12 protein-coding genes are annotated in these 13,391 nt (G+C 59.5%); 6 read left to right on the forward strand and 6 right to left on the reverse strand.

The window, feature by feature from the left end:
- Window position 1 precedes the first annotated feature (1 nt).
- Window positions 2-1,174: a hypothetical protein gene (locus tag ACIQV9_RS28020; protein ID WP_403108317.1), complete on the forward strand. Its 1,173-nt coding sequence runs from the start codon at window positions 2-4 to the stop codon at window positions 1,172-1,174.
- Between the two features lie 178 nt (window positions 1,175-1,352).
- Window positions 1,353-1,877 (forward strand): lysine methyltransferase, encoded by a 525-nt coding sequence (locus ACIQV9_RS28025; protein WP_403108318.1) that lies wholly within the window; start codon window positions 1,353-1,355, stop codon window positions 1,875-1,877.
- Window positions 1,878-1,883: 6 nt separating this feature from the next.
- Here ACIQV9_RS28025 and can read toward each other — a convergent pair whose 3' ends face one another.
- Window positions 1,884-2,528, reverse strand: coding sequence for a carbonate dehydratase (can, locus tag ACIQV9_RS28030; protein WP_131063236.1), 645 nt, complete (start codon window positions 2,526-2,528; stop codon window positions 1,884-1,886).
- 141 nt (window positions 2,529-2,669) lie between these two features.
- Here can and ACIQV9_RS28035 point away from each other — a divergent pair, with 141 nt between their 5' ends.
- Complete coding sequence (locus ACIQV9_RS28035; RefSeq protein WP_403108321.1) at window positions 2,670-3,074, forward strand: serine kinase/phosphatase; 405 nt, start codon at window positions 2,670-2,672, stop codon at window positions 3,072-3,074.
- 128 nt (window positions 3,075-3,202) lie between these two features.
- Here the strand turns inward: ACIQV9_RS28035 and rimI are convergent, their stop codons facing one another.
- The gene (rimI, locus tag ACIQV9_RS28040; protein ID WP_403108324.1) at window positions 3,203-3,655 is read right to left on the reverse strand and encodes a ribosomal protein S18-alanine N-acetyltransferase; all 453 of its coding nucleotides are present in this window, start codon (window positions 3,653-3,655) and stop codon (window positions 3,203-3,205) included.
- Window positions 3,648-4,400: an energy transducer TonB gene (locus ACIQV9_RS28045; protein ID WP_403108343.1), complete on the reverse strand. Its 753-nt coding sequence runs from the start codon at window positions 4,398-4,400 to the stop codon at window positions 3,648-3,650. The genes rimI and ACIQV9_RS28045 overlap by 8 nt, the downstream gene beginning before the upstream one ends.
- A 219-nt stretch (window positions 4,401-4,619) precedes the next feature.
- On the opposite strand from ACIQV9_RS28045, the gene mksB reads away from it, so the two are divergent.
- Genes mksB through mksF form a run of 3 tightly spaced genes read left to right on the forward strand, consistent with a single transcriptional unit; the run spans window position 4,620 to window position 9,425 of the window.
- Window positions 4,620-5,897, forward strand: coding sequence for an Mks condensin complex protein MksB (gene mksB, locus ACIQV9_RS28050; protein ID WP_403108326.1), 1,278 nt, complete (start codon window positions 4,620-4,622; stop codon window positions 5,895-5,897).
- Window positions 5,887-6,588 (forward strand): Mks condensin complex protein MksE, encoded by a 702-nt coding sequence (gene mksE, locus ACIQV9_RS28055; RefSeq protein ID WP_169373064.1) that lies wholly within the window; start codon window positions 5,887-5,889, stop codon window positions 6,586-6,588. Before mksB ends, mksE begins: the two co-directional genes overlap by 11 nt.
- A complete protein-coding gene (gene mksF, locus ACIQV9_RS28060; protein WP_403108330.1) occupies window positions 6,585-9,425 on the forward strand; it encodes an Mks condensin complex protein MksF in 2,841 nt (946 codons plus the stop codon). Before mksE ends, mksF begins: the two co-directional genes overlap by 4 nt.
- 209 nt (window positions 9,426-9,634) lie before the next feature.
- Here mksF and ACIQV9_RS28065 read toward each other — a convergent pair whose 3' ends face one another.
- The 3 genes from ACIQV9_RS28065 to ACIQV9_RS28075 are packed head-to-tail and all read right to left on the reverse strand — an operon-like array spanning window position 9,635 to window position 13,200.
- Entirely contained in the window at window positions 9,635-11,938 is a 2,304-nt protein-coding gene (locus ACIQV9_RS28065; RefSeq protein WP_403108333.1) for an intermembrane transport protein PqiB, read from the reverse strand.
- Window positions 11,931-12,554: a paraquat-inducible protein A gene (locus ACIQV9_RS28070; RefSeq protein ID WP_403108336.1), complete on the reverse strand. Its 624-nt coding sequence runs from the start codon at window positions 12,552-12,554 to the stop codon at window positions 11,931-11,933. Before ACIQV9_RS28070 ends, ACIQV9_RS28065 begins: the two co-directional genes overlap by 8 nt.
- The gene (locus tag ACIQV9_RS28075; RefSeq protein WP_077749035.1) at window positions 12,541-13,200 is read right to left on the reverse strand and encodes a paraquat-inducible protein A; all 660 of its coding nucleotides are present in this window, start codon (window positions 13,198-13,200) and stop codon (window positions 12,541-12,543) included. Before ACIQV9_RS28075 ends, ACIQV9_RS28070 begins: the two co-directional genes overlap by 14 nt.
- Window positions 13,201-13,391 lie beyond the last annotated feature (191 nt).

The following is a 13,391-nucleotide window of genomic DNA, read 5'->3' on the forward strand; positions in this document are numbered from 1 at the left end:
CATGTTCAAATTCGCAGGACTCACCCTCGCGGCCCTCACCCTGAGCGCCGCCGCCCATGCTGATGTCGACCTGAAGCTGGGCAGTACCGAACGCGTCACCCGCCTGTTCGCCTATCCCAACAACTGCAACGTGATCTGCTTTCGCAACTGGACGCTGGAGCAAACGGTCGAGCATTACCTGACCCAAAGCGTGCAGCGCGATGGTTACAGCGCGGCGAAAGTGCTGGTCAAAACCGATAACGATCAGCTCTACGCCGAAATCAGCGGCGTACCCCGTGGCTATGAAAAACCGCTGGCGGCGTTGCTCGATGCCGGTGATCTGGCCTACACCGGCGCCAGCAAGCTGAATGCCGATGGCAAGTGGGCTTACAGCTGGTATCTGTTCCTGCCACTGGGCATGGCCCTGGAAAACCGCAAAAGCGTTGAACTGTTGCACTTCCCGCCGGATTACTCGCTGACCCAGGCCCAAGACTATCTGGAGTCCAAGACCACCGACCGTTGGGCCACGCTGCTGACCGACAACGGTATCCCCGCCGATCAGACGCCGGGCTACCAGACCATCATCGACATTGCGCCGATTGCGGCGCCGTCCAGTGCCGGCAAGGATCTGGAAGGGGTCTACGACTACTTCAAGGACTACCAGACCACCATGGTCAAGGAAGTCAGCCAGAACGCTCGCGGTGCCGCGTTGCCGATGGTCGCGTTCGGCGCGCCTGTGCGTAACTGGATCAAGCAGCAATACGGGCCGACCGTGAACGTGCTGGGTCTGGCCACGATCAGCCCGAGCGAGGGGGTGAAAGTGCCGGTGCTGGGTTCCAACCACCCGAGTTACATCTGGTACGCCGCCGACCCGGAGAGCTACACCGGCGAGGATGCTCAGGCCAAGGCCGACGCCGCGGGCCTGAAAGTCATGGGCCAGGACTTGAGCGCCGCCTGCTGGCAGGCTGGTATGGGCAGCAAACCCGGGACTGACCCGACCGTTCAGCTGAAAGGCTGCACGCAGACGTGGCAAGTGACCCGGAAAGAAAAAACCTGCGAGCTGTTCTACACCTCGATCCGTAACCTGACGCCTGAACAAGCGGTGGCCAAGTGCGCGACGACGCCGATCCAGGCGCAGCTCAAACAGCTGCAAGCCCTGGCACCTTTGACTGCGGCTCCGGCACCTGCGCTGTAATCGCCCTTGCACTTTTACGCGTGAGCGAAGGCTTACGCGCAAAAGCGCACTTTCCTCCTGTCAGTTCTGACAGTAGACCCATCGTTTCATTTGCGAGATCTTGAGGTAAACCCCTGTGTTGCAGGGCTGACAGGACGTCAGTTTTGGAAGTCGCAACGCGCTGCCGACAAGGATCGTTATGAAACCTAAACCCCTGCCCGGAACCGTTGCGCAACCTCCCGATGGAATCTACCCATTCCCGGAGCTGCCGCTGAGGCTTGGATTTCCCTCCCGCGCGGATTTCGAGATTATCTACAACGCCAGTGGGTCTGCGGTGGCCGTTGCGGCCCTGCGCGATTTCCCACGGATCAGCCGAATCTGTCGCGTGTCGGGACATTTACTGCCTTACCGCAATCAGCATACCCGGCAACTGGCGCCGAGCATTCACGTCTACGACCCACATTTCAGCGGACTACTGGAACACTCTTGCGGCCCTAACGTCTTTTGCGACATGAGCGAGCTATGGTTATGGGCGCTGAAGGACATCCGCAAAGGCGACCACCTGACCATGGACTTCGCCACAACCGAAGACAAGCTGCTGCGCCAGTTCGCCTGCTGTTGCGGCTGTCCCGAATGCCGAGAGTGGATCTGCGGCTACGACGAATCGCCGAACGCCGACGGCCAGTTGTTTTACCACCACTGGCGTCGGCGCAGTCTCTGCTGAACGGCTTTACAGCGTCTCGACCGGACGCAGTCGGTATTGCGGCGGCAACTGTTCAAAACCACTGATGGTCGTGTTCAGGCTTTTCCAGCGACCGTCCTTGATGCCATAGATGCATCCGTGGATCGACAGGTTCTGCCCGCGATGCCAGGCGTTTTGCACAATGCTGGTGTGGCCGACGTTGGCCACTTGCTGGATCACGTTGAGCTCGCAGAGACGGTCGACCCGTTCTTCTTCGGTCGGCAACTCGGCCAGTTCTTCGCGCTTTTCGTAATAGAGGTCACGGATCGAGCGTAGCCAGCCGTCGATCAGGCCCAATTGGCGGTCCTGCATCGAAGCGCGTACACCGCCGCAGCCGTAGTGGCCAGTGACCAGGATGTGTTTGACCTTGAGCACGTCGACCGCGTACTGAATGACCGACAGGCAGTTGAGGTCGGTGTGCAGCACCACGTTGGCCACGTTGCGATGGACGAACAGGTCGCCGGGCAGCATGCCGACGATCTCGTTGGCCGGCACGCGGGCGTCGGAACAGCCAATCCACAGGTATTCCGGCGTCTGTTGGCGGGCCAGCTTGGAGAAGAAGTCCGGATCTTCCTGTTTGATCGCCTCGGCCCAGCGTTCGTTGTTATCAATCAGATCTTGTAATTCGTTCATGCTCTAAAGCCTCAAGAATGATGCGCTGGTTTGACAGACAACCGCCCGTCTGGGTCACGCGCTTGATGCAAGTATGGCCAGTGGAATTCTCAGGAGTTCAGTGGGTCCACCCTAGTAAGGCCCACAGTATGAGGAATTGCCATGACTGATTCACGACGTCCGTACGATGCGGTGCAACCCGAGCCCATCGATGACAACGAAGACCGCATGGGTTCGATTCATGAGCTGGATTTCGACGAGGAAGAACCCAGCGCCAAAATCGGCGACGAGCTGCCGCAAACGGAGCGTGAACGCCTGATGCCTCGGGAACGCGTGCGTGAAGCGGGCATGACCGGCGCCTCGACCGATGACCATGAGTCTACCGATGATGACATGAGCCCGGAAACGTTGATCCGTGAAGACGGCGCGCGGGATGCCCATGAGGCCGGTGAAGGCAATCAGGCGGATTGGGATTTGAGCATTGTCGATGAAGACGATATTGGCGGGGGCAATGGCCTGGATGAAGAAGAAATGGCGCGGCGGGATCCGATGGATGGTAATCGTTGATTTGTAGTGCCAGTCAGGACGCCTTCGCGGGCAAGCCCGCTCCCACAGGATTTATGACGGTCACAGAGTATGTGTACAACACCGGTCCACTGTGGGAGCGGGCTTGCCCGCGATGCTTTTAAAGCGAGTCAGTCGACGAGGGTGCAGGCCATGACCACGGCATCTTCTCGCCCGCCAACGGCCGGATAATAATCCCGCCGCCGCCCGATCTCGTTAAACCCATACCGCTCATACAACCGGAACGCGCCACGGTTGCTGTCGCGCACTTCCAGAAAACACTCCCGCGCCTTGGCGTCGTAGGCCCGGGACATCAAATGCTCCAGCAGCGTCAAGCCCAGGCCACGGCCCTGATTCTCCGGTTTGACGGTGATGTTGAGCAGATGCGCTTCATCCAGAATGATCTGCACCACGCCATGACCGACCTGCTGCTGTCCTTCGAACATCAGCCAGATCTGGTACTTGCCCAGCCCATCCAGAAATATCCCGCGGGTCCAGGGGTGGCTGTACGCCGCGTATTCGATTTTCAGTACAGCGTCGAGGTCCGCCTCGTTCATCGGGCGGAACGATACAGCGTCACTCATTCGATTCTTTCCAGCGCGCCATCAGCCGACGCATGGCTTGCCAGACATCAGCCTTACGCTGTGGCTCTTCCATTAATAATTCCAGGCCCGGCAGGGCCCAGACCGAGCCCAGGCCTTCGACCTGGAGTTCGCGGTTGAAGGATTCGGCGTTCGCTTCCCCGGCAAAACGCACCGCTGGCAGGCCGATCAGCCACACGCAAACGCACGGAGCGTCTTCCAGTCGGGCCGAAAGGAAACCTTGGACGAAGTCCCGAGCGGCTTCCGGGCCCTGGTCCATGGTGCCCCGGACCAGCAGCGGCCAGCGTACCGGCTCGCCGATGATCTGCGGGCTGTCCGGCAGACCGGCGGCGCGCAGCATGTCTTTGAGCAGCAGATAGGCAGGGTCGCGGGTCTGGAACGTTTCGCCTGTGGGTAACTCGACCAACAGCAGGCAACGACCGGCGCGCAGCAATTGCAGGGAAAAGCGCGGTGGCGGCACTTGCACAGCCTTGGGGACGACCGGCGCGGTCTCTTCTTCGACCTTGGCGTTCGTGCGGGTGCTGGCCAACGAGGGGCGCGGCACCTCGATCTTTACTCGCTCCGTCGGTGCCACCACTGGCGCAGCGGCGGCGTTGGCGGCAGGTGCTGGCGCAGAGGCAGGCACCATAGGCGCAACGACCAACGGTTCCGGCATCTCCAGCAGCTCGGGACGCGAGGGCGCGGCAAAGGGCAATTCGGTGCGCGGCAGCCAGTTGACCACCTGCATGGCAGTCAAATAGGCGCGGCGACGGGACTCGATTAGCAAAGGTCGGCCACTTGTGGATAACTAAAGTGCGGTGATTCTACCGCCCTTCGCTCAAGATCGCCCGCGCTTGATCGATACTCTTTCCCTTAGAAACAGCTACAGCCCGTCCCGAGAGTAAATCGCATCGGTCCCGATGCAGTACAATCGCGGCTTTTAATCGCCAACCAGCCGGCCATTCCGATGATCGAACCCAAGCGCGTCTTGCGCGCCCTCGCTGAACACTGGGCACTTCTGGAGCCACTGTGCGAGCACTTCGACCAAGGCACCTTGAGCCTCAACGAATTGCGTTCACAGTTGGCCGCCCAGCAACTCGACAGTACGCCGCAGGACATCACCAGCCTGCTGGACGTGTGGATCCGCCTCGACATTCTGGTGCCCGTGGCGAAAAGCCCGAACCGTTTCGAGCTCAACGCGCAGATCCACGACTTCCTCGCCTACCTGCGCCGTGAGCACCGACTGGGCCTGTGCCTGGAGATCGAAGCCTATCTGCGCCACCTCGAACGCCTGGCCGGTTACATCCAGGACGCCTTCGACATCCGCGACGGCCACGACCTGGCGCGTCAATTGCGCCTGCTCGACATGCGCGTGCGCGATGTTCTCAAGAAACTGGCCAACGACGAACAGGCCCTGGTGGCCGTCGCCGAGCGCGCCAAGACCAGCGACCGGCAGATCCCGCTACGTCAGCGTTACGCCGAAGTGCTGGCGACCTGGGACGAATACGTCGAGCCGATGATTCAGTTGGTGAACGCCGACGGCGCCTTCGAGCAAGGCGTGCGCAAGGTCGAAAACGTCCTGCTGAAGATGCTCACGGAACAGCAGCGCCTCGGCCACCTGGTCGATGACGACATGCTGCTGCGTACTCACGCGCGCATCCTCGAAATGCAGACCTGCGCCCAGCTGACCCTGCGCCATGCCCGCGAGTTGCTGCTGCCGCTGCGTGAAGAAGCCCGTCGGCACAACGCCGTGACCCGTGGTGCGGCGCTGGCCTTGTCGGCCATTCGTCGCAAAGGCATCGATGCGGTGCCGCAAGCGGCGATGCCGATGTTCACCCGCCCGCAAAGCACCTTCCTTGGCAGCGCCAGTCAGGTCGAAGCCTACGTTTATGCGCTGGCGCGTTTCGAGCCGAAACCGGCGCGTTTCCCCAAGGCCCACAAGACTCAGAAAGGCGAAGCACCGCGCGCGCCACGCACGGTTCGGGAAATGCTCGAACGCTGCGAAGACGCCCTGCCGATGCCGGATTTGATGACCTGGCTGCTGGAGCAGGAACCGGACGGCGCTACCGACGAATTGCTTTATTGGTTCTCGCGCCTGTCGCGCGAGAAACGCTTCAAACGCGAGCGTCTGGAACGTCGCGATTACCACACTCATGAGCACCAGGTCAGCCTGCGCTCCTTCGCCCTGCTCTCGGCCCGCGACACCGCCGCCGAGGATTCTGCGAGCATTCCACATGCATCTTGATCTAAACGAACTGTCTCAACTGGCGCCGATCTTCCGCGAGCTGTTCAAGGGCTACCACGTCAGCCGCCGCGACCCGGAGCTGTACGCACAACTGTCGAACTTCCAGGACCAGTACCGCACGCTGTTCCGGGCGCTGGGCTATGAGCTGGTCTGCGACACCCGTGGTTTCTACTACTTCGTGCCGGATCTGGCCGCTGCGGCAGTGAACAAGACTGCCCAGCGTCTGGCGCTGTTCACCTTCATCCTCGTCGAGCATCTGGCCGATCAGGGCCGTGACCCGGTCGCCGTGCTCGACGGTGGCAGCCTCGGTCGCGATGAATTGCCTTCGTTGCTGGAAAAGTACCGCGACCTGTTCATCCAGGCCGAAGTGCAGACTGTCGAAGAACTCGAAGAAAAGATCATGCGCCGCATGACTCAACTCGGTTTTGCCGGCGAAGAAAACGGCATCTACCGTTTCCTGCCGCCGATGCACCGTTTCCTCGACGTTTGCCTGTCGGTCCAGCAAGACCGCGATCTAGCCGCCAGCCTGCACAGCGTGCTGCCTCTGCCGGTTCCGGTGTTGATCGACGACGACAGCGACGAGAAGCTGCTGCAAACCGATGATCCACTGGACTTGAGCGACTTCGAAGAAGAAAGCGAAGAAGACGCCATGGCCCGCGCCATTGCCGAAGAACAGGAGACCGATGCATGAGCAAGGAACGCTACGGCATTCGCCGCTTTGCCCTTTTGAACACCGCCGGTTACAGCCTCGGTCTGTTCCCGTTGGAAGAACCGCTGTCGGTCTACGGCGCAAACAACCTCGGTAAATCCGCCTCGATCAACGCCTTGCAGTTCCCAATTCTGGCGCGCATGTCGGACATGAGTTTCGGCAAGTACAGCCTGGAACAATCCCGGCGTTTCTACTTCGCTTCGGACACCAGTTACATCCTGGTCGAAGTCTCGCTGCCCCACGGTCCGCACGTTATCGGCGTGGTCGGTCGCGGCCCGGGCGGTGGTTTCGGTCACCAGTTCTTTGCCTACGCCGGCAAACTGGACCTGGCCCATTACCAAAAAAACGACACTTGCCTGCGTCAGAAAGAGCTGTTCACCAACCTTGAGCGCGAAGGCCTGAAAGCCTACGAGTTGAAGCCTGATGAACTGCGTCGTTTGCTGGTCGGCGGCCACACCTCGATTCCGCTGGACCTGACACTGATCCCGCTGCGCTCCACCAGCGAGCAGAGCCTGAAGACCTTCCGCGCACTGTTCATCAACCTGCTGCACATGCGCGAAATCACCGCAGCCAAGCTCAAGCAGCTGTTTCTCGATGCGTTCGAACACAGCCTTCGCTCCGGCAGCGTCGACTACATCGCGGCGTGCGAAGAAGCGTTCCGCGATGTACGCCGCATGGAGCAGGACTACAACTCGCTGGTCACCGCCGGCCCGTTGGTTGAAGCCCTTGCAGCTGGCGTGACCCAGCGCAATATTCTGCGCGGCAAACTGCACCGGATCTCGCCGCTGCTCGATTCCCTGCTCGGCACCTGGTCGGACTACGCCAGTGCGCGCAAGGAAGAGCTGACGATTCAGGCCGAGCACTACCGCAACGAGCAGGACGCGCTGCAAAACGACCAACGCGGCGGCACTCAGGAATTGATGCGCCTGGAGCGGGAAATCACCGGCATCCAGCGCTGGCTCGGCGAACTGTCCGCGCTGAAGAATCGCTTCGCTTTGGTCGATGACGTCAAAGTGCTGGAACAGCAACTGCTCGCGGCCAAGGACGCGCACGATGAACTGGCCGGTGCATTGGCCCAGTCGCGGCAGTTCTCGGCCGAAGACCTGGAAGAACGTCTGCGGGACTTGGAAAAACGCCTGAAGTCGGTGAAACAGCAACTCGATCACGCCGACAACAACAGCTACGCCCGTCTGCGCGAAGAGTTCTCGCAACAGGACGTCGAGCGCCTGATGCGTCTGTTCAACAGCGCGCTGTTCAGCCTGCCGCTGGGCGAACACGGGATTACGCTGGACGAGGACGGTCAGTGGGTCAAATCCATGGAGCTGATCCTCGACGGTTTCAAAGGCGAGCGTTTCGAAGTGCCGGGGCTGTCCATCGACATCTCGCACATCGAGCCGCCTGCGCTGCAAGCTTTGGCGGACCGCGCGGCGCTGCGCGATCAGAAAGAGCGTCTGGACAAAGAACTCAAGCAACTGAAAACCCAGCAAGCCGTGGCAGCCGACCGCGCGGCGAGCAAGACCCAGACCGAAGCGCTGTACCAGCAAGTGCTGGACGCGCAGAAAGCCCTGGAAGATTTCCGCCGCGCGCAAACCTTGAGCGCAGAGGAAGGCGACAAGCTGGAACAACTGGCGCAGATGGAAGCGGCGCAGGATGAGTTGAAACGTTCGAGTGATGCCTTCACCGAGCGCGTCCAGCAACTGTCGGCCAAGCTGCAACTGGTTGGCCGGCAGATCGGCGACATGGAAGCCAAGCAACGCACCCTCGACGATGCCCTGCGCCGCCGTCAGTTGTTGCCGGCAGATCTGCCGTTCGGCACGCCGTTCATGGACCCGATCGACGATTCCATGGACAACCTGCTGCCGTTGCTCAATGACTATCAGGACAGCTGGCAGGGTTTGCAGCGCAGCGACGGCCAGATCGAGGCGCTTTACGCACAGGTTCGCCTCAAAGGCGTGGCCAAGTTCGACAGCGAAGACGATATGGAGCGTCGCCTGCAACTACTGATCAACGCCTATGCGCACCGCACCGACGAAGCCCTGACTCTCGGAAAGGCGCGCCGTGCGGCGGTCACCGACATCGCCCGGACCCTGCGCAACATCCGCAGCGACTACGACAGCCTTGAGCATCAATTGGCGCTGTTCAACCGCGAGATCAACAAGCGTCAGGTGTCCAACCTGCAGAGCTTCCGCATCGTGCTCGCGCCGAACAAGGAAGCGCTCAAGCACATTGACCAGATCATCCACAGCGCCGGCCAATACGAAGAAGGCGAAACCCTTTCGGTCTTCGACCTGAGCCAAAGCGCCGATCAGGACAACAAGAACGAAGAAGCCAAGGAATACCTGGCGCGGCTGGTGGCGGCGAACCACAACCAACTCGGCCTCAAGGATTTGTTCGAACTGGCGTTCGAGATCACCAAGGTCAATGGTCAACCGGTTATCCACACCGACATCGACGGCGCGGCGTCCAACGGCACGACGATGACCATCAAGGCGCTGACCAACATGTACTTGTTGCTGCACTTGATGGACCGCGACCAGGCCGGTCGCGTGCGCCTGCCGTACTACCTCGACGAGGCGGCGGACATCGATGAGAAGAACCAGGCAGCGTTGCTGGAAACCAGCCTGCAACTGGGCTTTGTGCCGATCCTGGCGAGTGTGAAGCCGCAGGTCTGCGCCAGTGTGGCGATCGACCTGGAAGGTGGCAGCGGGCCAAACGGGATCTACATCGATGAGGCGGACTGGAAGTACATTCGCCGGCATGATGAGGTGAAGGCTGTGGTTAACGTTGAAGCGGATGAGCCGGAGCTGGATGCGGTCTGATTTGCGTTAATCGAAGGCATTAAAAAGGCCGCGATCCAATGGATCGCGGCCTTTTTTGTGGCGTGGGATTTATAACGAATTTAAGGGCCTCTTCGCGAGCAGGCTCGCTCCTACATTTTGATCGGTGTCGTACACAAAATCTGTGAACGACATTGACTCAATGTAGGAGCGAGCCTGCTCGCGATGGCGGAGGCATGGATACCAATAGACTATTTGCCGAGTGAAATCTTCGGCGCCCAGGTCAGCCATTCATCCTCAAACTTGTCGAACAGCGGGAACGTCTGCTCAGGCCGCGCCGGGCTGCCCATGCGATCACCGTCCGGCGTGGCGAAGGCGATGCCACCCTGAATCAACGTTTCCAACGATTCGGTACGAACCGTTGCGCCTTTGAACAAGCCGTAGTCGAACCCGAAACCGCTGGTGTTCCAGAAGCGCGTGCCGCTGCGCACCAACGGCGCGTACTTCGGCTCGATCAGGATGTGCACCAACACACGATCCGCCGTCTGGCCGAGTTCATAGCCTGTCACCTTGCCCACAGTGATTTCGCGATAGGTGACCGGCACACCTGTTTTCAGCGAACCACGGCGAGCAGCGCTCAACACTAGACTCAAACCGGCTTCTTGTTTAGCGGTTTCCGGCGGATTGGCCAGGGCCACAAAGTTTTTCTGCGGGCCGAGGTTTTTCGCGGCCGGTTGCACTTCGATGTATTGACCAGTGACCAGCGTTTCGAGGTTGGACGTCTTGATCAGACCCAATTCAGGTTTGACGACCCAGAATTGACTCCCAACCCGAGCGATACGCTCCGGCACTTCGGTGATTCGTGCAGTCAGCAGCACTGATTGCAGGTCATCGCTGAGGTCGACGTCTTCAATCTTGCCGACATCCAGGCCTTTGAATCTCACAGGTGTACCGCTGCGCAAGCCATCGGCTCGATCAACCTTGATCGTGACCACGGTGCCTTTTTGGTTGGCCTCGTCATGGTTGGCGAACAGACGGAAACGTGGAATACGTTTCTGCAACGGCGCATTCGCCTGCGGGGTTTCGAAGGCGATACCGCCGGCCATCAGGCTTTGCAGCGACTCACTTTTGACCTGGATTCCGCCGGTCAGCCCACCCGTGAGGGTGATACCGCTGGCATTCCAGAACCGTGTCGAGGCGTTGACCAGACCTTCGTATTCCTTCTCGATGTGTACACCGATCACCAACTGCTTTTTGGTGCGTGAAAACTGATAGCTCTGGACCGAACCGACCTTGACCTGTTTGTAGAGAATCGGGCTGCCGACCTCCAGTGAACCGAGGTTTTCGGTGAACAACACCAAGTGCAGGCCGGGCGAACGCAGGTCCAGCGGCGGCGCCTTGGGCCTGGCCACAAATTCACGTTGCGGCGCGGCCCCTTTGTCGCCCGGTCGCACGGCGATGTAGTTACCTTTGACCAAGGCTTCCAGACCGGTGATACCCGCGAGCGAAATCGATGGTTTGACCACCCAGAACTGAGTGCCTTCGACCAGGTAATCCTCGGCGAGTGGATCAAGGGTCAATTCGGCTGTGGCGGCATTCAGGTCCGGATCAACCTTCAGCGCTTTCAGGTTGCCGACCTGGATGCCTTTGTACATGACCGGCGTACGGCCGGCCTGCAGGCCTTCGAAATCGCTGAGTTTGACCTTGACTCGGATACCGGCGGCGGCTGCATCGAAATCTTCGTAGAGACGGAACGGCAGGCTCGGATCGGTGGGCGGGCTGTCTTTGCGGTTCTCGGGCGTGGCGAAGGCGATACCGCCGGCAACAATGCTGGCCAGAGACTCGCTGCGCACTTTCACACCGGACAGGTTGGCGTCGATGCTGATGCCGCTGGCGTTCCAGAAACGTGTGTGTTTGCGCACCAGATTAGCGTAGGTGGGCTCAATGAACACTTTGAGCTCGACTGTGCTTTGGTCTTCCGACAGCAAGTAGCTTTTGACCTGGCCGACCTTGATCTGCTTGTAAAACACCGGGCTGCCGCGATTCAGTGAGCCGAGTCGATCAGCTTTGATGGTGAGGTGCAGGCCGGGTTGGGAGTCTGACAGCGGGGGCTCTTCGGCCAAGGCCTTGAACTTGCGGGTAGGCTCGCCCTCGCCGGGGCTGATGGCCACATAGTTGCCGGACACCAGCGTTTCCAGTCCGGTGATACCGGCCAGGGTCACGCTTGGTTTGACCAGCCAGAAACGGGTGCTGGTCTTGAGGTATTGCTCCACGTCCTTATTCATTTCGACGGTTGCGATCACGCCTTTGGAGCTGCCTTCATCATCGAGCTTGAGGGTTTTCACCTTGCCGACTGACATGCCCTTGTAGACGACCTCGGTCTTGTTGGCCTGAATGCCTTCACCGCTTTCGAAACGTACCTGAATCTCGATGCCGGTTTCGCTGTAGGCACGCCAGCCGAGCCAGCCGCCGATGATCAAGGCGATCAGGGGCAACACCCAGATGGCAGACCAGTTCGAGGCCGGTCGGGTTTTAGCTGTAGGCAAATCAGTCATGGTCGTCGTCCGACTCCGTGTTATCCCAAATCAGTCGGGGATCGAAAGTAACTGCGGCAAGCATCGTCAGAATCACCACACTGGCGAAAGCGATGGCGCCAAGATTGGCTTCGACGCTGGCAAGCCGTCCAAAATTCACAACCGCCACCAGGATGGCGATCACAAAGATGTCCAGCATCGACCAGCGGCCGATGAACTCGATAAAGCGGTACATCCAGATTCGTTGGCGTGCCGAGAGTGGCTGGCGGCGTTGTACTGAAAACAGCAGCAGCGCGATGCCCACCAGCTTGAACGTGGGTACCAGAATACTGGCGATAAAAACCACGGCGGCGATGGGAATCATGCCGTGCTGTACCAGCTGGATGACACCGGACATGATGGTGCTGGGATCGCCCTGCCCCAATGAGCTGACGGTCATGATCGGCAGCACGTTGGCCGGGATATAGAGAATCGCTGCTGTTATCAGCAGCGCCCATGTACGCACCAGACTGTTCGGTCGACGAGCGTGAACCAGCGCACCGCAACGGGTGCAGGTTTGCTCGTCGGTGTCGGCTTCCTGCTTGTTCAATTCATGGCATTCGGTGCAAATCAGAATGCCTGCATCAATCGCCCGCATGGGCATCCTCTCCTGACAAAGCCTGCCAGATCTGATGAGGCGACATCACGACCTCCAGCCAGACCTGGACCAACAACAAACTGATAAAGCATGCCAAACCAAGACCTACGGTAATGGCTGCCATATCTGCCAGTTTTACGATCGCCACCAGGACGCCCATGAGGTAAACCTCGAGCATCCCCCAGTCCCTTAGATGGTGATAAATACGGTAGAGCAGCAAACCGTAGCTGCGTCCGATATCAAAGCGGATGCTCAGCAATACGGCCAACTGGCAGAGCAGCTTGAGCAACGGGATTCCCATGCTGCACAGGAACACAATCACAGAGACGCCTTGCATGCCGGTATCGAACAGCCCGACGACGCCGGTCCAGACGGTGTCTTGCGACGATTGCCCGAGTAGATTGAGCTGCATGATGGGTAAAAAGTTCGCCGGGATGTACAACAACAGAGCGGCGATGACCAACGCGAGACTGCGCTGCACTACATTGTGCCGATGGGCGTAGAGCTCGTAACCGCATCGCGGGCATAGGGCTTTCTCGCCATGGGCGAGCTCGGGCTTGCGCATCAGCAAGTCACACTCATGGCACGCTACCAAGTCGTCCAGCGGTAATTCTGACAGCCCGGGGGCGTCAACCGGATCTGGCATAAGGGCTCTGGCTCCGAAAAAGTTGGACCTATTCTAGTGTCATGAGTCGAAAATAACTGTGCAAATTTGTGTTGTAGCTTGAGGAGAACTTTCCTACGGACAAAACAAAACCCCTACCTGCATACGCAGATAGGGGTTTCGGAATTTAATCTTGACGATGACCTACTCTCACATGGGGAAACCCCACACTA

Origin of the sequence: Pseudomonas sp. NPDC099000, from assembly GCF_044759925.1 — a bacterium.
Classification (GTDB): Bacteria; Pseudomonadota; Gammaproteobacteria; order Pseudomonadales; family Pseudomonadaceae; genus Aquipseudomonas.